This window comes from Burkholderia sp. Ac-20345, assembly GCF_017104825.1.
Classification (GTDB): domain Bacteria; phylum Pseudomonadota; class Gammaproteobacteria; order Burkholderiales; family Burkholderiaceae; genus Burkholderia; species Burkholderia lata_B.
Genome location: NZ_JAAGPO010000030.1, coordinates 21565 through 43737, shown reverse-complemented (window position 1 = coordinate 43737; position 22173 = coordinate 21565). Strand labels below are relative to the sequence as shown.

The following is a 22173-nucleotide window of genomic DNA, read 5'->3' as shown; positions in this document are numbered from 1 at the left end:
TAACCTGAACCGGTTGATGACGGACGCCGCATGCCCACACGGCGCCCCGTCACACACGCGATTACATCGGAATCACTCGCGCCCGCCCGGAATCCACGACGTGCCGGCAAGCGGCACCCGCGCCATTCCGGCCGCCTCGACCGTCAGCGCGACGAGATCTTCGCGCTCGAGGTGGTGCACGTTCTGCTTGCCGCATGCGCGCGCGATGGTCGTCAGTTCCATGTTCAGCGTCTTCAGGTAGTTCCGCACGCGACGCGCGCCCTCTTCCGGTTCGAGACGCTTTTCCAGGACTGCGTCCTGCGTCGTCACACCGACCGGGCACTTGCCGGTGTGGCAGTGGTGACAGAAACCCGGCGACGTATGGAGTGCCGCGTAGTCGGCCACGGCCGAATGCAGCATGCCGTCCTGGAAGTAGGACTCGCTGTTGCAACCGAGCGCCATCAGGACCCCCTGGCCGATCGCAACGGCATCCGCGCCGAGTGCGAGCGCCTTCGCGACATCCGCCCCCGTGCGGATACCCCCCGATACGATCAGTTGAACCTGCCCCTTCATGTTCAGGTCCTCGAGCGCATCGACGGCTTGACGAACCGCCGCCAGCGTCGGGATGCCGACGTTCTCGATGAAGCAGGTTTGGGTCGCCGCCGTGCCGCCCTGCATGCCGTCGACCACGACGACATCTGCACCCGCATGCACCGCGAGCTTCACGTCGTTGAACGTGCGCGTTGCCCCGACCTTCACGTAAATCGGCTTTTCCCAGTCGGTGATCTCGCGCAGTTCCTGGATCTTGATCGCGAGATCGTCCGGGCCGGTCCAGTCCGGATGGCGGCTTGCCGAGCGCTGGTCGACGCCCGCCGGCAGCGTGCGCATCGAGGCCACGCGTGGATTGACCTTCTGCCCGAGCAGCATCCCGCCACCGCCTGGCTTCGCGCCTTGCCCGATCACAACCTCGATCGCATCCGCACGACGTACGTCGTCGGGATTGAACCCGTAGCGCGACGGCAGGCACTGGTAGACGAGCGTCTTCGACGAACTGCGCTCTTCCTGCGTCATCCCGCCGTCACCGGTCGTCGTCGACGTACCCACCTCCGTGGCTGCACGGCCGAGCGCTTCCTTGACGTTTGCCGAGAGCGCACCGAAGCTCATCCCTGCCACGGTGATCGGGATGTCGAGCACGACGGGCTTCTTTGCGAAGCGCGTGCCAAGCACGGTCTGCGACGTGCACTTCTCGCGATAACCTTCGAGCGGATAGCGCGACAGCGACGCGCCGAGGAACAGCAGATCGTCGAAATGCGGCACGCGACGCTTTGCGCCCAGACCACGGATCTCGTATAAACCGCGTTGAGCGGCCGTGTGGATGTAATCGATCGTCTTGCGGTCGTAGCCGTACGACTCTTCCTGCTGCAAGCGGGCGAAATGAATGGGTTTGACTTCCATGGCGTTTTCTCGATGGAGCGTGGATTCAATATTCCTGGTTCGCGTCGGCGTTCCAGTGGTAGAGCGTGCGGGCCGAAGCGATGCGCTTGAACGCACGCGGATTGTGGTCGAGCCCGGCCGCGTCGAGCAGCGCCGCGACGGCGCTGACGTCGGCGTCGGCCATTGGCTCGAACTGCGCGTCCGCGCCGAGCGACTTCACGTCGCCCTTCACGTAGAGCACGGCTTCATACAACGAATCGCCGAGCGCATCGCCCGCGTCGCCGCAAATCACCATGCGGCCGGCCTGGGCCATGAATGCGGAGAAGCTGCCCACCGAACCGCCGACGACGATGTCGCCGCCCTTCAGCGAGATACCGCAACGCAACCCCGCATCGCCGTCGATCACGAGCAGCCCGCCGTGCGCGGATGCGCCCGCACCGTTCGACGCGAAGCCCTTCACGTGCACCTTGCCGCTCATCATGTTTTCCGCGACGCCCGTACCGGCACTGCCCTCGATGACGATCGTCGCGCGCTTGTTCATGCCGCCGGCGTAATAACCGGCGTGGCCATCGATCGTCACGGTCACGTCGGCATCGACGCCGACCGCGATGTTGTGCGCGCCGTTCGGCGACGCCACGACGACCGCCTGGCCCTCCAGCACGTCCGCATTGCCATGCAGGTACTGATTGACGTCCCGGACAGTTGCGCTGTCCAGGTCGAATGTCATGCGTTCCATACGTACATCTCCTCGGGTGCGGGTTCGAATACCTTGGCGTTCTTGATGTCGGGCAGATGCGCGAGCGAGCGGAACTCCGATGCGATCGCGACGTAGTCGTCGTTCTCGGCGACGACGGCCGGCTTGCACGCGAACGGGTCGCGAATCAGCGCCAGCTCGGTCGGCGTACCCATCAGGAACGTGTAGAAGCCGTCGAGCTCCTCGAAGCCCTTCTGCAGCGCAACGGGAAGCGTGTCGCCCTCGCGCAGCCGCCATTCGAGGAAGCGGCACGCCGCCTCGGTGTCGTTGTCGGTATCGAAGTGAATGCCCTTCGGCTCGAGTTTCCTGCGCACGCCGTAGGGGTTCGACAGCGAGCCGTTGTGGACCAGACAGAAATCCTCGCCGGCCGTAAACGGATGCGCGCGATCCGGTGTCACGGCGGACTCCGTCGCCATCCGTGTATGGCCGACCAGGTGCGAACCCTTGAGGCCGCCGAACGCATAACGTGCGGCGATGTCCGCGGGCAGCCCGATGTCCTTATACAGGTCGATCGAGCGCCCGGCCGACAGCACGTATACGTGCGGGTAGTGCTCGCTCAGCCAGTGCCGGACCGTATCGGCCTGTGCGTGGACGGTCAGCACCGCGTGGTTCCCCTTTGCATCGACGCGCGCTACCGCGTCGACGGACGCCTTCAGCCGGTCGAGCAGCACATCCCACGGGAAATGCTCACCTTCATCCGTAAAGCCTGAGTACAAGCTCAGCTTGCGCTGGTCCGGCTCGACCACGTCGCCGAACACCGCGAGACCGGCCGAGTCCGGTCCCCGTTCGGTCATGCCGATCAGCATCGGCACCATCAGCTCGCCGAGCCGGTCGCGCAACGCCGACGTCTTGACCAGCAATCCTACGATTCCACACATGTTGTCTGCTCCTCAAAAAAATTCGACGTACTGCTTGATTTCCCAGTCCGATACGTGGCGCATGTATTCCAGCCACTCCATCCGCTTGAGCTTGAGGAATTCGTTGACCACCGGCCCGAGCGCATCGCAGATCGTCCGATCGGCTTCAAGCGCGTCGAGCGCCTCGCCGAGGTTCTGCGGCAGCACGCCGATGCCGTGTTCTCGAAGCTTCTGCGCGGGCCACTCGTACAGGTTCTCGTTCGCGGGCGCCCCCGGCGACAGGTCACGGTCGATACCGTCGAGCCCGGCGGCGATCACGGCTGCCGTCGCGAGATACGGATTGCATGCACCGTCCGGCAGACGCAGCTCGATCCGGCCGCCTGGCATGCGCACCATCGTCGATCGATTGTTGTCGCCATAGCTGATGTAGGCCGGTGCCCAGGTCGCGCCGGTCAGCGAGCGACCGACGACGAGACGCTTGTACGAATTCACCGTCGGATTGCAGAGCGCCGTCAGCGCAGGCGCGTGCGCGAGCAAGCCCGCCGTGAACTGGTAGCCGAGTGCAGACAGGCCCATGCCGAGCGCATCGCCATCGTCGGCAAACAGGTTGCGCTTGCCGTCGCCGATCGACATGTGCATGTGCATGCCGTTGCCCGGGCGGTTTGCGAATGGCTTCGGCATGAACGAACAGATCATTCCGAGCTCGTTCGCGATTTCCGACGCGGCCATCTTGAAGAACACGTAGTGATCGCACGACGTCAGGCAATCGGTGTACGTGTAGTTGATCTCGAACTGCCCGTTCGCATCCTCGTGGTCGATCTGGTAGACGTCGATGCCGACCGCGCGCAGCGATTCGGTGAGCTTTTCCAGGAACACACGGGTGCGGGACAGCCCCTTGTAGTCATAACAGGGCTTCGCCAACGTATCGCTCGAGTCGCAAGGCTCGAGCACCCCCGACACCGAACGCTTCAACAGCGAAAATTCGGGTTCGAGGCCGGTAAAAAGCGTCCATCCGCGCTCGGCGAGGCGGGCAACCTGCTTCTTCAGCGTCACGCGCGAATCGAACACCCACGGTGCGCCGTCCACATGACCATCGCAAGCGATCCGCGCGAGTCCAGCCTGCCACGGCACAGGCGTCAGCGTCGCAAGATCGCCGACCGCCATGTAGTCCGGCCCATTCGGCTCGATACCGACACCCCAGATCGCGAAGCCCGCAAAGCCCGCCCCCGCGGTCAGCACGCTGTTCAGATGCGCGACCGGCACCGACTTCGCCTTGGCCACGCCGTGAATGTCGACGAATTGCGCGAGCACATACTTGACGCCGTGTTGCCCAAGGTATGTCTGCGCTTCGTCTACCGAATCGAAGCGGGGTACGCTTCCGAGCGCGTTGACCGGCAACTGGCTCGTATCGTTCAGGTTCATCGTCTCTCCTTGCAACTGCTTCGTTCACTGGTTTGAGGAATCCGCCCGACTGACGAGCGGCCCAACTGCGCAACATGAGCAAGCACCGCGTCCGGTACGCTGCAACCACGCTTTCAACATGCGGAGATATTTATTGTCACGAAACAATAATTCCCCTTATGAAACCTTCAGCGCGCATGCCGGCATTTCCGCCTGTGCCGGCGCGCACGCCGCAATCTGCTACTCTTGCCCCTTTTGCCGAGGCCGACGATGCATACCGCTGACGACAGCAAGACACCGCTCGAACGCTATCTCGGGTCGACCATTCGCGAGCTTCGCCAGCGCCATGGCCTGACCATCGCCCAGGTCGCCGAACAGGCCGGCATCAGCCGCGGCATGCTGTCGAAGATCGAAAACGCACAAACCTCGACCGGCCTCGACGTACTCCACCGGATTGCCCAGGCGCTCGGCGTCTCCATGGCCGTCCTGTTCCGCAACTTCGACGTCCCGCAAGGCGGCGCCCAGCTCGTCAAGAAGGGCGCCGGCATGGAAGTGGTCCGCAAAGGGACGAAAAGCGGCCACACCTACCATCTGCTCGCCTACGACCAGGGTCCTCGCAAAACATTCGAGCCGTTCCTGATCACGATGGAAGACCAGGCGGAACGCTTTCCCGTGTTCGAGCATCCCGGCACCGAGTTCATCCACATGCTCAAGGGCGTAATCGAATACCGGCACGGTCAACAGACCTACATCCTGCATCCCGGCGACACCCTGACGTTCCGCGGCGACGTACCGCACGGCCCCGAACGCCTGATCAAGACCCCGATCCAGTTCCTGTCGATCTTCGTCTACGGACAACCTGCCGACGAATAAGCATCGCGTCACGGGAGATAATGCAAGCCTCGTGCCAGGTTTATCTGCAGGAATCAAAGATTCCCATGGATAAACACTCCGGGCGACACGGTACCTGTATGTCATCCAGTGCGCGCCGGCCTCTTGCGTGTTACGGGTGCGGTTCCACGCCACTTTCGGTGCAGCGTCGCACTGATACGGGTACCGCGGTTACGAAGATGTATCAGTGATCCTTATGCTGCGACCGGCGACAGCGCTGCCAACGCATCCAGTGCCGCGCGGATCATCCGGCGCACCGTGGGCTGCACGAGCGCCGCGCGCGCAGGATCGTATGCAAACGGGAGGGCTTCGTTCATGTACGTCGACTGACACATCTCCAGCTGGATCGCGTGCACGCCATGCGATGGCCTTCCGAACGAGCGGGTAATGAAGCCGCCCTTGAAGCGGCCATTGGCAACCGACGTGAACGGGCTTGCCGCGGCCTCGCGTTCGACCGCGGCCTGTACGGACGGCGCGACGGTCCGGCCGTCCTGCGTGCCGATGTTCAGGTCGGGCAGCTTGCCGTCGAACAGCCTCGGCAGCGTGCTTGCGATCGAGTGCGCTTCCCAGAGAAGCACGTTCCCGTGACGCTCGCGCAACCGCGCCAGCTCGGCCGCCAGTGCCATGTGGTACGGCTGCCAGTACGCGCCGACCCGGCGGCCCTTCTCTGCCGCGTCCGGTTCGCATCCCTCTCGATAGACCGGCTCGCCTCGAAACGTTTCGGTCGGACACAGGCCCGTCGTTGTCTGGCCGGGGTACAGGCTCTCGTCGTCCGACGGCCGGTTGAGGTCGATCACGTAACGCGAGAGCGTCGCGCCGAGCACCGTCGCGCCGAGCGTCGTCGCGAACGCATACAGGCGATCAAGGTGCCAGTCCGTATCAGCAAGCGTCAGCGCACGATCGGTGTACGCATCGCACAACGGCGCGGGTATCGCCGTTCCGAGGTGGGGAATCGAAATCAGCAGCGGCGCATCGCCGCGTTGCAGCGTGTATAGGTCACTCATCGAGGGTTCCGTACGAATCAAAGCAATGCATCTTCGGGTAACTGCGGCACGGCGCGCGCGAGCGCGGGCCGGATCGAATGATCGAGTACGGATCGCGTCAGATCGACGATCTCCGTGACGAAGTCCTCCCACTCGCCCTGCCGATGCAGGAGAAAGAAATCGCGCCGGCCGAGCCGGCCGGACGGCAACGGCAGGACGGCAATATCGCCGAGATAATGTCGCGCCTGCCACAGGCACAGCGGTGTCGAGACCGCGAAACCGAGCCGCGCGGCAACCAGGCTCAGCAGCGGATCCGTCGCGTCGAATTCAAAGCGCCTCGGGCTGTCGATACCGAGGTGACGGGCGAACCGCTCCACCTGCTGACCGATCACGGACCGCGCCGTGTAACGGATCAACGGCAGTTCGGCGGCCAGCGTCCGCCAGTCGGCCTTCGGGCGACCGGCCACATGCGCACGCGCGACGACCGCGACAAACGCTTCCGAGAACAACGGCACCTCGACGATGCGCGCATCGCTGACCGTGGTTTGCGTGCACACGGCGACGTCGATTTCCCGGTCATGCAATTGCTTGCTCAAGCCCGGCGTGATCCCGGACCACATCGAAATCTGCCTCGACGCGCCCGACACCGCGCGGATCAGTTCCGGTCCGACCGTCGCCGCGAACGAATCGACGCAGCCGAGCCTCACCGGCAGGCGCCCCGCGTCGGACGCATCGCCGACGCGCGTGCTGACCATTTGCGCATGCTCGAGCAGCGGGCCGGCCAGTTCGAGCAGGGCCCGGCCGGCGATATTGGGGCGCGGCGGGCGACTCTCGCGATCGAACAGCACCGTCCCCTGCTCGCGCTCCAGTGCCGAAACAGCCTGGCTGATGGCGCTCTGGCTGACACCGATACGCCTCGACGCACCGGTCATCGAACCGGTCTCACACACGGCGACGAATGCCTGCAGGGCACGCAGGTCGATTGGCGATGGGGTGCGTCGCATAGTAGCTCCAGATGCCGAGGGGGACGGCCATTCCGCCAATACGCGACGAATGGTCCGCCGGTTCGGTTCACCCGGGTGCTGAATGAGCACTTCCGGGCACGTTGCATAAGTTTGCCTAATACAAAATTCGGCAGCATCACGGCTCCCTAGAATCGGCTCGTCGTCTACCCAGAGGGAAACCATGAGCCATTTCGACTTCATCGTGATCGGTGCCGGCGTGATCGGCACGTCGGTCGCACATCATCTTGCGTCGCTCGGCGCCCGTAACGTCCTCGTCATCGAACGCGGCATGATCGGCGCAGGCACCACGTCGCAATCGTCCGGCCTGCTGCGCACGCATTACTCGGTCCGCCAGAACGTCGAGCTGGCGCGCTCGTCGTGGTGGGCCTTCAACAACTTCGCCGAATACGTCGGCGACGACGAGGCATCCTGCGGGCTCGTCAAGTGCGGCTACATGATCTGCGCGCCGGATGGGGAGAAACTCGAGCCGCTGCGCGCTTCGCTCGGTGCGCAGCGGGCGATGGACATCGACGTACAACTGCTCGATCGGGACGAGGCACGCGCACGCCTGCCGATCGCGCAGTTCGACGACGCGGCGCTGATCGGCTTCGAACCGGAAGCCGGCTTCGCCGATGCTTACCTCGTCGCGACGAGCTTCGCGAAATCGGCACGCCGACGCGGCGTGAAAATTCTCGAGGGCACGACCGTCACGGGTGTCTTGCGCGACGGCCGTCGCATCGTCGGCGTCGATACGAGCGCCGGTCGCTTCACGTGCGGCACGCTGATCAGCACCCAGAATATCTGGACGCCGGAACTGTCCGGCTGGATCGACGTCCCGCTCCCCGTCTCGCCGGAACGGCACACCGTGCTGGCGCTCGAATGCGACGCGAGATATTCGTTCCAGATGCCTGCATTCAAGGACCTGGGCTCGCCCGGCATGCTCTATTACCGCAGCTACGGCGGCAGCCAGATGCTGGTCTCCGAAGGCGTCGTCGGCGAAACGCTGCATGCGCCCGAAACCGAACAGGGCGACATCTCGCTCGATTACGTCGCCGAGGTCGGCATGCAGGTCGCCGAGCGTTTTCCCGCTTACGAGACGGCCGGGCTCGCTTCGTCGTGGACCGGCGTCTATGACGTGACCCCCGACTGGAACCCCGTGCTCGGCAACGTCGGCGACATCGAAGGGCTCGTGGTCGGCTTCGGCTTCTCGGGCCACGGCTTCAAGCTGTCGCCCGGCATCGGCAAGCTGCTCGCGCAGCATGCGCTCGGACAGCCGACCGACGTGTCGCTCGCCCCTTACGCGCTCGAACGCTTCGCGACCGGCGCGTTGCTCACCGGCAAGTACGGCCTCGGCGCCGTGTCCTGATCTCCCCCTTCCGACGAGACATTCCCATGCCCCTGAAGATACTGGTGCCCGTCAAGCGCGTCGTCGATCCGAACGTGCGCGTGCGGGTCGGCTCGACCGGTTCGATCGAGACGACCGGCCTCAAGATGTCCATCAACCCGTTCGACGAATGCGCGCTCGAAATGGCGCTGCGCCTGCGCGAAGCCGGTCATGCCGCGCAGGTGAGCGTCGTCACGTGCGGCCTGCCCGCGTGCCAGGACGTGCTGCGCACCGGCCTCGCCATGGGTGCCGACGACGCGATCCTCATCGACACCGGCGACGCCGCCGCGTCGCTCGACTCGCTGGGTGTCGCACGGTTGCTGCATGCGTACCTCGGCACGTCACCGTACGACCTCGTGCTCTGCGGCAAGCAGGCGATCGATGACGACACCGGCGGCGTCGCACCGATGCTGGCCGGCCTGCTCGGCTGGCCGCAGGGGCTCGACGCGACCGCACTCGCGCCCGATGGCGACGGCTGGCGCGTCACGTGCGGCGACGACAGCGGCACCGCGACCTGGCGGCTGGCCGGACGCGCCGTCGTGAGCGCCGACCTGCGCCTCGCCGAACCGCGCCGCGTGACGCTGCCGAGCATCGTCAAGGCGAAACAGAAGCCGCTCGCCGTCGTTCCCGCCGCGCAGTTCGCGGTCGATCTCGCGCCGTCGTCACGTGCAGTGCAACTCGACGAGCCCACCGTGCAGCGCGCAGGTCACCGCGTGGCCGATATCGACGCGCTGATCGCCGCACTCGCCGCACACAACGTCCTTGCCCATACAGGAGTCTCCGCATGAGAACGCTCGTTGTCTCCGAAGCCACGGCCGACCATACGCTGCCGGACGCGGTCCGGCGCGTCGTGACCGCGGCAACGGCACGCCGGCTTCCGGTCGACGTGCTGGTGCTCGATCCCGCGGCCGCCGCGGAGGCCGCGCTGATCGACGGCGTCGACCAGGTGCTCCGGCCCGATCCGCCGGACGCCGCCGGCGTCGTCACGCCGGAAAGTCTCGCCGCGTTGCTGGCCGGACTGGCGCCGCGCTACACGCTGGTCGCGGCCGCCCATCGCACGCTCGGCCGGAATGCGTTGCCGCGCGCCGCCGCGCTCGCCGGTGCGGCTTTCATCGCGGACGTAACCGGCATGATGAACGATGGACGCTTCGTTCGCGGCCTGTATGCGGGGAGCATCGTCGCGACCGTCGAAAGCGCGCGCGAGGTCACGTTCGCGACGGTGCGTGCATCGTCGTTCGCGGCGGCGGGCGCGCGCGCCGCACCGGCACCGATCGGTTCCGTGGATACACTGCCCGCATTCGTCGCGACGACGCTCGTCGAACGCAACGGCGCCCAGGCGACCGGAATCGATCTCGCAAATGCGCCGATCGTCGTGTCGGGCGGGCGCGGGCTCGCGTCCGGCGAGAACATGGCACGGCTCGGCACGCTCGCATCCCGTTTCGGCGCGGCACTCGGCGCATCACGCGCCGCGGTCGACGCCGGCTATGCACCGAACGCGATTCAGGTCGGGCAAACCGGCAAGACGGTCGCCCCGGACACATACATCGCATTCGGAATCTCGGGCGCCATTCAGCACTTGGCCGGCATGAAGGATTCGAAGTGGATCGTCGCCGTCAACAAGGATCCGGATGCGCCGATCTTCTCGTTCGCGGACGTGGGCTTCGTGGGTGATTTGTTTGACGTGATGGCCGCAATCGAATGTCACATCGACGCCGGGGGTGGCGTATGACGCGACCGGATTTCGGGCAGGGCGGCGTCCGGCGCCTGCCTGCACCGCTCTCCTCCACCGGGCGTGCGCCGTCAGCATCGCACTACCCGTCCGTCCGGTTCATCGATTGCGCGCAAATCGAGCCTGAAGCCTGGGCAAACGGCGCCGGTGTCACGCGAACGATCGCAAACCAACTCGACGCCGACGGCAACGTCGACTGGCGTGTCAGTCTCGCAACGCTCGACGGCTCGGCCCGCTTCTCGCAGTTTCCGGGCGTCGACCGGATCCTCGTGCCGGTCGACAATACGAGCGTCGAACTCCGCGCGCAGGACGGGCACCTTGTCGCCCACCCGATCGTGCCGGCTCACTTTCCCGGCGATTTGCCGGTGTGGACGACCGATATCGTGCGGCCCACGCACGTGCTCAACGTGATGACGCGCCGCGCCGCCTGCCGGGCCACCGTGAGCGTGGCGACGTATTCGCGTCGCGTGACGCCGGCGCCGACGCATCTGCTGATTTGCGCGGCCGGCCAATGGCGCTTCAGCAGCGCGTCGCTCAGCACCCAGACGCTGCTGCCGATGCATGGCCTGTGGCTCGACGGCCGCGGCGAAGCACTCGATCTGCAGTCCGACGCACTTGACTCCCGCCTGATCTCGATCTCGATCGAGCCAGTCGAACGCTAATCCCTGCCCTTTTATCCGCTCATGTCTCACGCCTCGCTTATCGAACAACATGGCCCGCGCGAATCGATGGAATACGACGTCGTGATCGTCGGCGGCGGCCCCGCCGGGCTGTCGGCGGCGATCCGGCTCAAGCAGCTGGCCGCCGAGAAAGGCACCGAAATCGGCGTGTGCGTGCTCGAGAAGGGTTCCGAGATCGGCGCGCACATCCTGTCGGGCGCGGTGATGGATCCGCGCGCGATCAACGAACTGTTCCCCGACTGGAAGGAACGCGGCGCGCCGCTCGACGTCGAGGTGACGGAAGACCGCTTCCTGTTCCTGTCCGAGAAGAGCGCGGTCACCACGCCGAACTGGGCGCTGCCCGCCAACTTCCAGAACCACGGCAACTACGTGATTTCGCTGGGCAACGTCACGCGCTGGCTTGGGGCACAGGCCGAAGCGCTGGGCGTCGAGATCTTCCCCGGCTTCCCGGCCGCCGAGATCCTGTACAACGACGACGGCTCGGTGAAGGGCGTCGCGACCGGCAACATGGGCGTGGGCAAGGACGGCGAGCCGACCGAGAACTTCCAGCTCGGCATGGAGCTGCATGCGAAGTACACGCTGTTCGCCGAAGGCTGCCGCGGCCACCTCGGCCGCCAGCTGATCTCGAAGTTCAAGCTCGACGCGAACGCGGATCCGCAGGCCTACGGGATCGGCATCAAGGAACTGTGGGAGATCGACCCGGCCAAGCACAAGCCGGGCCTCGTGATCCACACGGCCGGCTGGCCGCTGAAGTCGGATACGTACGGCGGCTCGTTCCTGTATCACATGGACAACAACCAGGTCGTGGTCGGCTTCGTGGTCGGCCTCGGCTACACGAACCCGTACCTGTCGCCGTTCGAGGAGTTCCAGCGCTACAAGACGCACCCGTCGATCCGCGCGTTCCTGGAAGGCGGCAAGCGCGTGTCGTACGGCGCGCGCGCGATCACGGCGGGCGGGCTGCTGTCGCTGCCGAAGACGGTGTTCCCGGGCGGCGCATTGATCGGCGACGATGCGGGCTTCCTGAACGCATCGCGAATCAAGGGCAGCCACGCGGCGATCAAGACCGGCATGCTGGCGGCCGACGCCGCGTTCGACGCGGTGCAGGCCGGCCGCCAGTCGGACGAGCTCAACGCGTACCCGGATGCCTTCAAGCAGTCGTGGCTGTACACGGAGCTGTACCGCGCGCGCAACTTCAAGCAGTGGATGGCCAAGGGGCTGTACCTCGGCACGCTGATGGTCGGGCTCGAGCAGAAGGTGATGGGCGGCAACGTGCCGTGGACGCTGCACCACAAGCATGCGGACCACGAGATGCTGAAGCCGGCGTCGCAATGCGAGCCGATCGAGTATCCGAAGCCGGACGGCAAGCTGACGTTCGACCGGCTGTCGTCGGTGTTCATCTCGAACACGAACCACGAGGAGAACCAGCCGGCGCACCTGACGCTGAAGGATGCGAACGTGCCGGTGAACGTGAACCTGCGCACGTATGCGGGGCCGGAGGGGCGCTTCTGCCCGGCGGTCGTGTATGAATTCGTGAAGAACGACGACGGCAGCGACCGCCTGGTGATCAACGCGCAGAACTGCGTGCACTGCAAGACCTGCGACATCAAGGACCCGACGCAGAACATCGTGTGGGTCACGCCGGAAGGCGGCGGCGGGCCGAATTACCCGAACATGTAATTGCCGGAACGCATCGCCACAAGCGGCGCGCCTGTTTGGCAGCCGCAAACTAAACGGGGTGCTGCTTGAAGCAGCGCCCCGCTTGCATTCATCGTTCGACGGTCGGGGCTGGTTTCGCTCCGACATCGAACCCGAATTCCCTACATCGCCCGTTGCCAGCCTTGGCGACATGCTCGAGGCTGCATGCTACTCGCCCCCTCCGTCCTAGTTTCAACCCTTCTTCTCACTCCTTGTCGTCGAGAAAATCATCCTTTTGGTTGATTCAATCAATTTCCGCGGCTACCTAAAATCGGCTCGATCCTATTCGACAACACGATTCGAAGCACCCGTCGCTCCCTCCCTCCCTGGTCTCACGTCGCCCAGGTAACCGTTTCCCGTAGCGGGATCGATTGTGCGATCGAACAGGCAAGTGCAGCGATTTCTACTCCAAGGAGACACCGTCATGGATTACAGCATTACCCAAGCCATCGAGAACCATCAGTTCGTTCCCGTCGAGCAATGGCCGACGCTCGAACAAATGGCCGACGGCTTCGCGGAACACAAGTATCCGCGCACCTCGGTTCTGGCAGGCGTACGCGAGGTGTTCCGCTTCGACAATGGTTGGCTCATCGAGCACCACTTCCTTGACGAAAATACGCTCTCGTGGAAGCTGCTCGAAGGCGAAGGCGCGGGGGCGAGCGGCACGCATGCGTACGAAGCCATGGAAATCCGCCCGGGCGTGGTGTTCGTCGAATTCTTCAAGGACGGATTCGACGAAAGCGTGACCCTCGTCTGGAAGCTTGAGAGCGGCAACCTGTTCGCCGCCGTCTCGGGCTTTGTCGATCGGAACGGCGAGAAACGCACCACCACCACCTATCAAACCGCGACTGTCGACGGAAAACCCGGCGACGCGCCTATTCGCCAGTCCTCTTCCCTGGTCGGCAAACGCGTGCTCTATCGCTACAGTTCGGACGACTGGTACGAACACGTCTATTTCGGCCGCGAGGTGATGGCCTGGCATTGCGTCAACGGCGCCGAAGTCGGTGTGGCAGACGTCGAGAAGTGCGCGTACTTCGATGTCGCACCGGACCTCCACATCCTGTTCTGGACAGAAACCATCATGCCGGTGGAATCGATCGTGGTGATCGATCTCCAACGCATGCGTTCCACCGGCCGGTTCTTTTGCTGGGATCCGAAGCCGAACCGGATGGTCCACCTCACGTTCGGCTCGAAAGCGACCGTCCTCAACGACACGGCCTATCCGGCCACGTTCGCGGAGTGAGACTCGGAAACCGGCAGCGGCCCCTCGTGAATCAATGGACCGGTTCACCCGCCCGCTAACGCAAAGCAAACAACCCATACAATGCATGTAGACGAAACCGCGACCTACTACACCGCAACCACCAAGTACGCTTTGAGCTTCCGGTCGCTGGAAGCCGATCTGGAAACCGATGTGGTCATCATCGGCGGCGGGTTCTCGGGTATCCACACGGCGCTCGAACTGGCCGAGCACGGGCTCACGAATACGGTCGTGCTGGAAGCCCGCCATCTCGGCTACGGCGGCTCCGGCCGCAACGGCGGCCACGTCATGGTCGGAGTCGGACACGACCTGAACGGTATCAAGCGCGACGTAGGTGAAGACGGCCTGCAGGCGATCTTCGCACTCAACGATCTGGGGCCGCAGATCATGCGCGAGCGTATCGCCAGGTACGGCATCCAGGCTGACATTCGCAGCGGTTATGGTTATCTGGCCTTCAATGCGCGCCAGGCCCGTACGCTGCAGCAATGGCAAGCCGAATTTGCGTCACTGGGATCGCCGCACGAAATCCGCTACCTCGAAGGCAGCGAAGTGAAGCAAATCATCGGCTCGGACGTCTATCATGCAGCACTCCTTCATAACGGCTGCGGCCACGTTCATTCGCTGAACCTGCTGCTGGGCGAAGCCCAGGTCGTATCGGAGCGCTACGGTGTGCGCATTTTCGAACACAGCCCCGCTCTGCAAGTCACCTATGGCGATCGCATCCATGTCCGCACAGCGAAGGGCAGCATTCGGGCGAAGCAACTGGTATGGGCCGTGGACGGCTTCAACAACCGCATCGAGCCCGAACTGCATAGAAAGACACTCGATGTCTGGGCGTTCAATTCAGTTACCGAACCGCTGCCGGCCGCGCTGATCGAGCAACTCAGCCCGATCCGTGGTGCGTACAGCGATATCCGGCCCGTCATCGATTATTTCCGCGTCACCAACGACAACCGGCTGATGTTCGGCACCGCGCACCAGTTGCTCGAATACATGCCGAGCGACCTGTATGCCTTCTGCCGGGCTCGCATGCTGCAGATCTTCCCGTACCTGACCGACGTCAAGATCGACATGGCGTGGGGCGGCCCGCTGCCCTGCAGCCTGAAACTCTTTCCGCAACTCGGCACGCTCGTCGACCGGCCCAATGTCTTCTATGTACAGGGCTACTCCGGATTCGGCGTCACGCCCAGCCAACTGCTCTGCAAGATCCTGGCGGAAGGGATCATGGGCGGCTCCGACCGCTACCGCCTGCTGAGCTCGATCAGCCATACCTCGATCCCCGGCAAGGATCATTTCCGCGCGCTGCTGGTCAGCCTCGGCAAGCTCGCGCATCAGACGTCCGGCTATTTCCACGGGCGCCGTTGAGCGCCACTCGAACCTTCCCGTTCAGGAGCACACCATGTCCATGATTCCTCTTCAGCAAGGCAAAACCATCGCCGAACTCGCTTCGCTCGGCAGTCTGACGGCCCTCGGAGGCGAAATCCTCGAAGGCGGCGACGTGCAGGCGTATGCACACAGTACCTACGGCACCTTCACGGACCCCGTCAATGCAGGTTATTTCGGCACCAGCAAGGGCAAGTACCGCCTCGTCTACCCGTTCTCGGAGCAGGCGACGATCATGCATGGCGAAGTGCGTATCACCGATGAATCGACGGGCGAGACCCGGCACTTCAAGGCCGGCGACTCCTGGTTCGTCACGAAGGGCACATCGACTGTCTGGGAAGTACTGACCGACGGCTACACGAAGCATTTCCTGCTGTTTGCCTGACGACACACCGGTTCTTCGCACCCTTCAACATCCATTTTCGATGGGTTCTCCATGACAGCGATTTCAATTCTGCCTGAAGTCAAGGCCTTTCTTTCCCGCCCTCACGGGCACTACATCCACGGCCGTGCAGTCGAAAGTCGAGGTGACCGCATTGCGGTCGTGAACCCCTCGAACGAACAGGAAATCGCCGATGTTGCCGACGCGACGCGTGACGACGTCAATGCAGCGGTGGAATCCAGCCGCGCCGCGTTCGAAGGAGCCTGGGGACAAACTACGCCGGCCGAGCGGGCGAATGTCCTGCTGCGACTGGCTGATCTGTTCGAGAAGCATCGCGAGGAACTCGCGCAAATCGAAACCCTGCAGTCGGGGAAGATCATCCAGATTTCGCGCGCGTTCGAAGTCGACCAAGCCATCGGCTTTCTAAAGCATTATGCCGGCGCCGCCACGCGCATCCACGGCGAAACCATCACCCCATCGCTGCCGTCGTTCAACGGCGAGCGATACAGCGCATTCACTCGGCGCGAGCCGGTTGGTGTGGTGGTCGGCATCGTGCCGTGGAACTTCTCGATCCTGATCGCAGTCTGGAAATTCGCGTCTGCACTGGCGACCGGCTGCACCGTCATCATCAAGCCGAGTCAGTTCACGCCGCTGACACTACTGCGCATCGCCGAACTGGCTACCGAAGCCGGTGCGCCGGCCGGGGCGTTCAACGTCGTCAGCGGCGGCGGCAATCCCGGGCGCTGGCTGATCGATCACGAAGAGACGGCCAAGGTCAGCTTTACCGGCTCGGTGCCGACCGGCATTGCAGTCGGCCGCAGTGCGATGGACGCCAAGCTCACGCGGGCGACGCTCGAACTCGGCGGCAAGAATGCCGTCGGATTTCTGAAGGACGTCGACGCCGACAAGACCGTGGCCGGCATCCTCGAATCCGGCTTCGTTCACCAGGGGCAAGTATGTGCCGCCGGCGAGCGTTTCTTCCTGCATCGCTCGCGCCTCGACGAGGTGCTCGAAAAGCTCAAGCATGCGCTGGCGAGCCTGCAAATCGGCGATCCGATGGACGAACGCACCCAGTTCGGTCCGCTCTCGAACCGCGCCCACTTCGACAAGATCGTCGGCTTCTTCGATCTCGCGCGCAGCGAAGGCAGCACGATCGCGTTCGGCGGCCAACCGCTTAACCGCACCGGCTACTTCGTGACTCCCACCGCAATCCTCGTCAACGATCGCCGCGCGAAGATGCTCAGCGAGGAAACCTTCGGCCCGATCGCGACATTCCTGGCCTATGACGATGAGGCGGAACTCTTGGACCTGTTCAACGACACGCCGTATGGGTTGGCGGCGAGCCTGTGGACCAACGATCTGAGCAAGGCGATGAACCTGATTCCTCGAATCGAAGCAGGTACCGTGTGGGTCAACATGCACACGTTCCTCGATCCTGCCCTGCCTTTCGGCGGCGTCAAGGCATCAGGCGTCGGCCGCGAGTTCGGCTCGGCCTTCATCGACGACTACACGGAACTGAAGTCGGTCATGATCCGGCACTGAAGAACACCGGGCATCATCCATTCAAGGGCCGGCGCGGCGAGGCGCCGGCCCTTTGCATTCGTGCCGCGATCAGAACGTGTGCTTGATTCCGACCGATACGGCCACTTGCGACGAGGCATTTGCGCTACCCACATAGGCCAACTGTGCGTAGTTCCGCATCACGCCGGTCAGCGGGTCGATGCCCAGACCATCGCCGGCCATCTTTTCATAGTTCACCGTCGTGTACAGTGCGGTCCGCTTGGACAGGCTGTAGATGCCGGCCACACTCACCTTGTGAATATCGGTCCGCGAATCGGTGGCCGATATCTTCGCAAGCGTGTAGCTGTACGCGATGCCTGCCTGCAGCGCCGGCGTCACGTTATAAAGCGCGCTGGCTTCGGCCGTGTCGAATCGAATATCGCTGACCGGCCCCGCAATCGCCGTCAGGTAGCGGCTACCCAGCAGCTTTGCCTGCGTGACTGTGGCCGACAGGGTCAGCTTGTCGAACGCATAGCTGGCGCCCGCTCCGAACGTGCGCAGCTCGTCGCTGTCGTGCATCCCGCAGTAACTTGACGGACTTTGCCCGCAACTCAGTTCGCCGATATACGCAGCTTCTCCGCGTAGCCCGGCTGTCAGCGGATTGCGCATCGACAGATAACCGGCCGCGGCCGAGAACGGACCGTTCGAATAGTTGATCGCCAACGCCCACGCGCGGTTTGTCGCGAACGCACCGGCCTGATTGCCGAAGCTGAACGTACCGCCAAACGACAGACCGGAAAAGCTCGGGCTCAGGTATTTCACGGCATTGTTGACGTTGAAGGCTGCGTTGAGGTTGTCGATATCGCCGAAATGCGCGCCAGCAGGCCCCGCCCAAGTATTGCTGACCGCGAACGGCCCCAAGGCATCGGTATACGAATCGAACTGTCGCCCCAAGGTAAGCGTACCCCATCGGTCCGATTGAATCCCGACGATGGCCGTCGCGTCGAACAATGCATTCTGCTCGAACAGCGCACCATTATTCGAGAGGAAATAGTTCCTCAGGTCGAAGACAGCGTTGTATCCCCCTCCCAGGCTCTCGGTACCTTTGAAACCGAGCGTAGTAGGGGCGACGTTTCCGCTTGTCATGCTCCACGCTTGTTTTCCGGCGACGCCACCCGCCACCGATTGCTGCTGATTGTTGACGTACGTGATGCCGGTGTCTATCACACCGTATAGCGCGACGTTGCTTTGCGCGTAGGAACTGCCGCAGGCAAGCATTGCCGCAACCGCGATCGCCCCACCTCTGCCTCCGTGACATGCCAGATCGAAAAGACATGCTTTCATAAGTAGTAATCCTTAGCTTTTTTAGCGCGTGCCTGACAGCTTTCTGCCAGCCCCGCCTGTCTGACTTTGCGGATTAACCGCACTATCTCGCGGCTAGCCGCCGGTTCAGCGGAACGGATAATCGTCCTGCCGAATCGATTGTCCTGCGCCGATCCACTACGCCGACATCAACCGTTTGGTTGATTTCGCGACCTGGACGGGTAAACACTTAAATGGAATGGCGCGGAGAAGACCGCGAAAGCGGAAAGCCGATACAACCGTAGCGGCATGATGGAGTGCGGTAACTGATGACTTGCATGTTGCTGCCGGGCGGCAGCGGCCGCGGCAGCGAAGATCAATGGAAACCGTACTCGGACAATTTCGACACAAGTGTCGATCGATTCGACACACCGACCTTGTGGAAGATCTTCAGTACATGGGTCTTGACTGTAGCCACGCTGATATTGAGGCTCGACGCGATATCGTTGTTCGTGGTCCCCCGCATCATCAGGTCGACCACATCGAATTCACGCGACGACAACAGGAAGCTTTGCGCCACCTCCCGCTTGCGAGCCGGCGTGCCACGATTGCGCGCCCGGCAAAGATTGAACTCGATGTACGGCTGCATCGCATCGACCGCGGACAGGATCGCCGCGTCGTCATCGCACTCGTGAAGCAGCAGCGACATGCCGCCAACCATGCGTCGCTCATTCCGAAACAACATCTCCACGACATCCGTATAACCATGCGCGCGGAGGAACCGAACATAGTGCTGATCCTCTGGACAGTGACCGACGCGCTGCGTCAGCCTCGCACTGCGCAAATCCGACAGGGCGACCCGATGAATCTCGAACGGGTCGTACTTGCACATGCCGGTTTCGTATTGGCGATGGAACGTCTCGGGCACCTCATGGCGCTGGAAATCGCAGTAGCCGGTATTGTCGTCGACGAAATAGAACGCCACCGTCCTGACCCCGGTCGTCCGCGCCACGAAATGAAGGGTCTCTTCCACAAAGCGCGAGTCCGCCGAGAACTGATTCCGCCGCTCCGCATTCGTCAACTCGCACTCATGCATTTCGACTACACCTCGCTCAATAAACGCCCCAGATTCGCGTACAGCGCCGGGCGAGCCGACCTGAGCCACATCGCAAAGGCGGCACCGACGACCGCAACCGCCAGGGTCGCGAACGGCACCATACGCGCCACGATCGAGTCGCTGCCGCTGAGCAAGTCGATATGCGCAAATATCTGCCACAGACAGAAAAACAGCCCCAGTGACGCCAGCACGGGCGCCACGAGACGCTGCCAGATCGACACGCCACGGCTATTCTTCCAGAAAAATCCCAACACTGCCAATGAAGCAAAACCCTGAACCGCAACGATGCCGACCGAGGCCACAACGCTCGACCAGGGGAGCACGCCCATCAGCGGATCGACATGCTTCACAGCACAAGCCGCCAGTACCACCAGCGCACAAGCCGTCTGCACCGCGCTGGCTACATAAGGCGTTTGCTGAGTTGCATGGGTACGCGCCAGGACGGGCCAGATCACGCCCTCTCGCGCGAGCGAGAAGAAGTAGCGGGAAATCGTATTATGAAAGCTGATCAATGCGGCGAGCAGGCTCGTGATCATCAGCACGCCCATTACATCGGCCGCCCATCCGCCCACCAGCTTTCCCGTCATCGTGAACCACATGTTGCCCGGATCCTTACCGGCTTGCACGATTGCGTCGGTTGGCCCGTAGGCGGTGATAATCATCCATACTGAGACGGCATACAGGCACATGATGGCGGTGATCGCCAGGTACGTTGCGCGCGGGATACTGCGCGCCGGATCTCGCGCCTCTTCAGCGTAGATCGCCGTGGTCTCGAAGCCCATGTACGAGCCGACGACGAACACCAGGGACGGTCCGAACCCTGCCGTGAACACTGTCGACGGGGCAAACGAACTCAGCGAGAATCCCTGGGGCCCTCCATGGCCAACAACCGCAGCATCGAAGATCACGATGATGGCGATTTCGCATCCCATGAGGATACAAAGAAACTTGCCGCTGAATTCGACGTTGCGGTAGCCAAAGTAGTGCACGACAAGCACCACGGCTGCGGCCGAGACCCACCATGGCGCATGCACCGCAAGGTGGGCTTCCAGGGACTGACTGATGAAGAAACCGACCAGCGCATAGCATGCAAGTTGCATCGCGTTGTAGGCCAGCAGCGCGAGAAATGCGCCACCGACGCCTGCCGGCCGGCCAAGGCCCGTCGCGATGTAGGCATAGAACGCCCCGGCGTTTTTCACGTAACGGCTCATGGCAGCGTATCCGACACTGAAAAGCAGATAAATCAGGCCAGCGAATACGAATGTGCCGGGAACGCCAATCCCGTTGCCGAGACTGATGCTGACCGGTATCACGCCGACAAGCGCGGTCAACGGGCCGTTGGTTGCAATAACAAGAAATACGATCGACAACATGCCGAGTGCGTTTTTCCTGAGTGCTGGTTTGCTTTGGATGTTTCCATTCATTTTCGACTGTCTCCTGAATTCACGACCTTCTCAGCAAGGCCGGATTGGGACAATTCTTCAAAACCAAATCACCGCGCACAATCAACCGTTCGGCTGATTTTTTCTTTCAATTTCGATACACCAACCTGCGCCGCCTGCCCTCGCCAGCGCGCGAGCGGCCAAAAAGCGAATGACGACCAACCCGTGAACCGCCCCGGATTTTGTGGAGGCTCCAACTCTTTAGAGCATGAAGCCATGAATAGAAGTAGTCGGGGTTTTCCCGCAAATCCGAACGCGTGCGGTGCGCCTGATGCGCGAGCAGCATAGCGAACATTCGTCGATGTGGGCTTCCATCGAATCGGTCGCCCCGATGATCGACTGCGCACCGCAAACACTGCACGTGTGGGTCAAGTGCGACCAGGTCGACCACGGTAAGCGCGATGGCGTTACGACAGACGAGCGCGAGCGCCTCAAGGCACGGAGCGCGAAGTCAAGGAAATGCGACTGTCGGAAGGCAACAACGCCAACCACCGCTCGCTAAGGCCCGCCAAGTAAGACTCCCTCGATCGCAGATGGCTATCTACCCACGATCCTACCCTTGTTTTCTCCGGCGGCAAGCCAAAGTCGACAGCGTCTACCGTAATTTTCCCCTTCCATATGGGACGGTTTTGTGGGGTACGGTCGCAAGTTCCGTCAAAACTCCTCATTGTTCAGACTTAATTTGTGCGACCAGTTTTTAAAAAATATACGATTCCTAGTATATCCCACCCACCAGCCTGCTCCTTCTTCGGTCAGCGCGAGCCATCCATATTGTTGCGAGCATTGGAGTAGCTAGCCGTCATCGGACGCGAGACGCTAGCGATGTTCGGATTGGATCGGTCGATACAACATCATGATGTTGGAGAAGCAGAACTTCCGCATCAGCGATAGATACCGATAGCTGACAGATTAACGTTTCGCATCAATTGAATAACTATTCGTTGCAGCAGCGCCGCGCTCCCTGGACTCATGCCGGAGCGGCATAATACCTATGC

Annotated in this window: 19 protein-coding genes and 1 pseudogene; 11 read left to right on the top strand and 9 right to left on the bottom strand. The window is 62.8% G+C overall.

From position 1 onward, the window contains the following. Positions 1–72: 72 nt before the first annotated feature. Genes G3O06_RS13995 through glnT form a run of 4 tightly spaced genes read right to left on the bottom strand, consistent with a single transcriptional unit; the run spans position 73 to position 4446 of the window. A complete protein-coding gene (locus G3O06_RS13995; RefSeq protein WP_124502117.1) occupies positions 73–1434 on the bottom strand; it encodes an FMN-binding glutamate synthase family protein in 1362 nt (453 codons plus the stop codon). Positions 1435–1459: 25 nt separating this feature from the next. Beyond that, on the bottom strand, positions 1460–2149 hold the full coding sequence (locus tag G3O06_RS13990) for a protein glxC (RefSeq protein WP_205816400.1): 690 nt from the start codon (positions 2147–2149) through the stop codon (positions 1460–1462). After that, positions 2137–3045 carry a class II glutamine amidotransferase gene (locus G3O06_RS13985; RefSeq protein ID WP_205816399.1) on the bottom strand — a complete coding sequence of 303 codons (909 nt, stop codon included), beginning with the start codon at positions 3043–3045 and terminating at the stop codon, positions 2137–2139. The genes G3O06_RS13990 and G3O06_RS13985 overlap by 13 nt, the downstream gene beginning before the upstream one ends. A gap of 12 nt (positions 3046–3057) precedes the next feature. Next, positions 3058–4446 carry a type III glutamate--ammonia ligase gene (glnT, locus tag G3O06_RS13980; protein WP_205816398.1) on the bottom strand — a complete coding sequence of 463 codons (1389 nt, stop codon included), beginning with the start codon at positions 4444–4446 and terminating at the stop codon, positions 3058–3060. A gap of 249 nt (positions 4447–4695) precedes the next feature. On the opposite strand from glnT, the gene G3O06_RS13975 reads away from it, so the two are divergent. Then, positions 4696–5298: an XRE family transcriptional regulator gene (locus tag G3O06_RS13975; RefSeq protein WP_124502114.1), complete on the top strand. Its 603-nt coding sequence runs from the start codon at positions 4696–4698 to the stop codon at positions 5296–5298. A 212-nt stretch (positions 5299–5510) separates the two neighbouring features. Here the strand turns inward: G3O06_RS13975 and hutG are convergent, their stop codons facing one another. Both hutG and G3O06_RS13965 read right to left on the bottom strand, forming a co-directional pair. Continuing rightward, complete coding sequence (gene hutG / locus G3O06_RS13970) at positions 5511–6320, bottom strand: N-formylglutamate deformylase (protein ID WP_205816397.1); 810 nt, start codon at positions 6318–6320, stop codon at positions 5511–5513. A 17-nt stretch (positions 6321–6337) separates the two neighbouring features. Continuing rightward, positions 6338–7303, bottom strand: coding sequence for a LysR family transcriptional regulator (locus tag G3O06_RS13965; protein ID WP_205816421.1), 966 nt, complete (start codon positions 7301–7303; stop codon positions 6338–6340). A 181-nt stretch (positions 7304–7484) separates the two neighbouring features. Between G3O06_RS13965 and G3O06_RS13960 the strand changes: the two genes are divergently transcribed. The 9 genes from G3O06_RS13960 to G3O06_RS13920 all read left to right on the top strand — a co-directional run bounded on the left by G3O06_RS13960 (position 7485) and on the right by G3O06_RS13920 (position 17359). Further along, positions 7485–8669: an FAD-binding oxidoreductase gene (locus G3O06_RS13960; protein ID WP_205816396.1), complete on the top strand. Its 1185-nt coding sequence runs from the start codon at positions 7485–7487 to the stop codon at positions 8667–8669. Between the two features lie 26 nt (positions 8670–8695). Further along, positions 8696–9475 carry an electron transfer flavoprotein subunit beta/FixA family protein gene (locus G3O06_RS13955; RefSeq protein WP_205816395.1) on the top strand — a complete coding sequence of 260 codons (780 nt, stop codon included), beginning with the start codon at positions 8696–8698 and terminating at the stop codon, positions 9473–9475. Beyond that, positions 9472–10416 (top strand): FAD-binding protein, encoded by a 945-nt coding sequence (locus G3O06_RS13950; RefSeq protein WP_205816394.1) that lies wholly within the window; start codon positions 9472–9474, stop codon positions 10414–10416. Before G3O06_RS13955 ends, G3O06_RS13950 begins: the two co-directional genes overlap by 4 nt. After that, positions 10413–11078, top strand: coding sequence for a HutD family protein (locus tag G3O06_RS13945; protein WP_205816393.1), 666 nt, complete (start codon positions 10413–10415; stop codon positions 11076–11078). The genes G3O06_RS13950 and G3O06_RS13945 overlap by 4 nt, the downstream gene beginning before the upstream one ends. 21 nt (positions 11079–11099) lie before the next feature. Further along, positions 11100–12773 (top strand): electron transfer flavoprotein-ubiquinone oxidoreductase, encoded by a 1674-nt coding sequence (locus G3O06_RS13940; protein ID WP_205816392.1) that lies wholly within the window; start codon positions 11100–11102, stop codon positions 12771–12773. 442 nt (positions 12774–13215) lie between these two features. Further along, positions 13216–14034, top strand: coding sequence for a molybdenum cofactor biosynthesis F family protein (locus G3O06_RS13935; RefSeq protein WP_205816391.1), 819 nt, complete (start codon positions 13216–13218; stop codon positions 14032–14034). Positions 14035–14115: 81 nt separating this feature from the next. Continuing rightward, positions 14116–15417, top strand: a complete 1302-nt coding sequence (locus tag G3O06_RS13930) for an FAD-binding oxidoreductase (RefSeq protein ID WP_205816390.1) — start codon at positions 14116–14118, stop codon at positions 15415–15417. A gap of 34 nt (positions 15418–15451) precedes the next feature. After that, positions 15452–15820 (top strand): cupin domain-containing protein, encoded by a 369-nt coding sequence (locus tag G3O06_RS13925; RefSeq protein ID WP_205816389.1) that lies wholly within the window; start codon positions 15452–15454, stop codon positions 15818–15820. A gap of 51 nt (positions 15821–15871) precedes the next feature. Next, the gene (locus tag G3O06_RS13920) at positions 15872–17359 is read left to right on the top strand and encodes an aldehyde dehydrogenase family protein (RefSeq protein WP_205816388.1); all 1488 of its coding nucleotides are present in this window, start codon (positions 15872–15874) and stop codon (positions 17357–17359) included. Positions 17360–17428: 69 nt separating this feature from the next. On the opposite strand, the gene G3O06_RS13915 is transcribed toward G3O06_RS13920, so the two are convergent. The 3 genes from G3O06_RS13915 to G3O06_RS13905 form a co-directional block, all read right to left on the bottom strand. Beyond that, the gene (locus G3O06_RS13915) at positions 17429–18661 is read right to left on the bottom strand and encodes a porin (protein ID WP_205816387.1); all 1233 of its coding nucleotides are present in this window, start codon (positions 18659–18661) and stop codon (positions 17429–17431) included. 334 nt (positions 18662–18995) lie between these two features. Continuing rightward, positions 18996–19700, bottom strand: coding sequence for a LuxR C-terminal-related transcriptional regulator (locus G3O06_RS13910; protein ID WP_205816386.1), 705 nt, complete (start codon positions 19698–19700; stop codon positions 18996–18998). A 20-nt stretch (positions 19701–19720) separates the two neighbouring features. Beyond that, complete coding sequence (locus G3O06_RS13905; RefSeq protein WP_205816385.1) at positions 19721–21160, bottom strand: APC family permease; 1440 nt, start codon at positions 21158–21160, stop codon at positions 19721–19723. Positions 21161–21449: 289 nt separating this feature from the next. Here G3O06_RS13905 and G3O06_RS49035 point away from each other — a divergent pair. Beyond that, positions 21450–21617: pseudogene (locus tag G3O06_RS49035) on the top strand (IS3 family transposase); the annotation flags it as partial. Positions 21618–22173 lie beyond the last annotated feature (556 nt).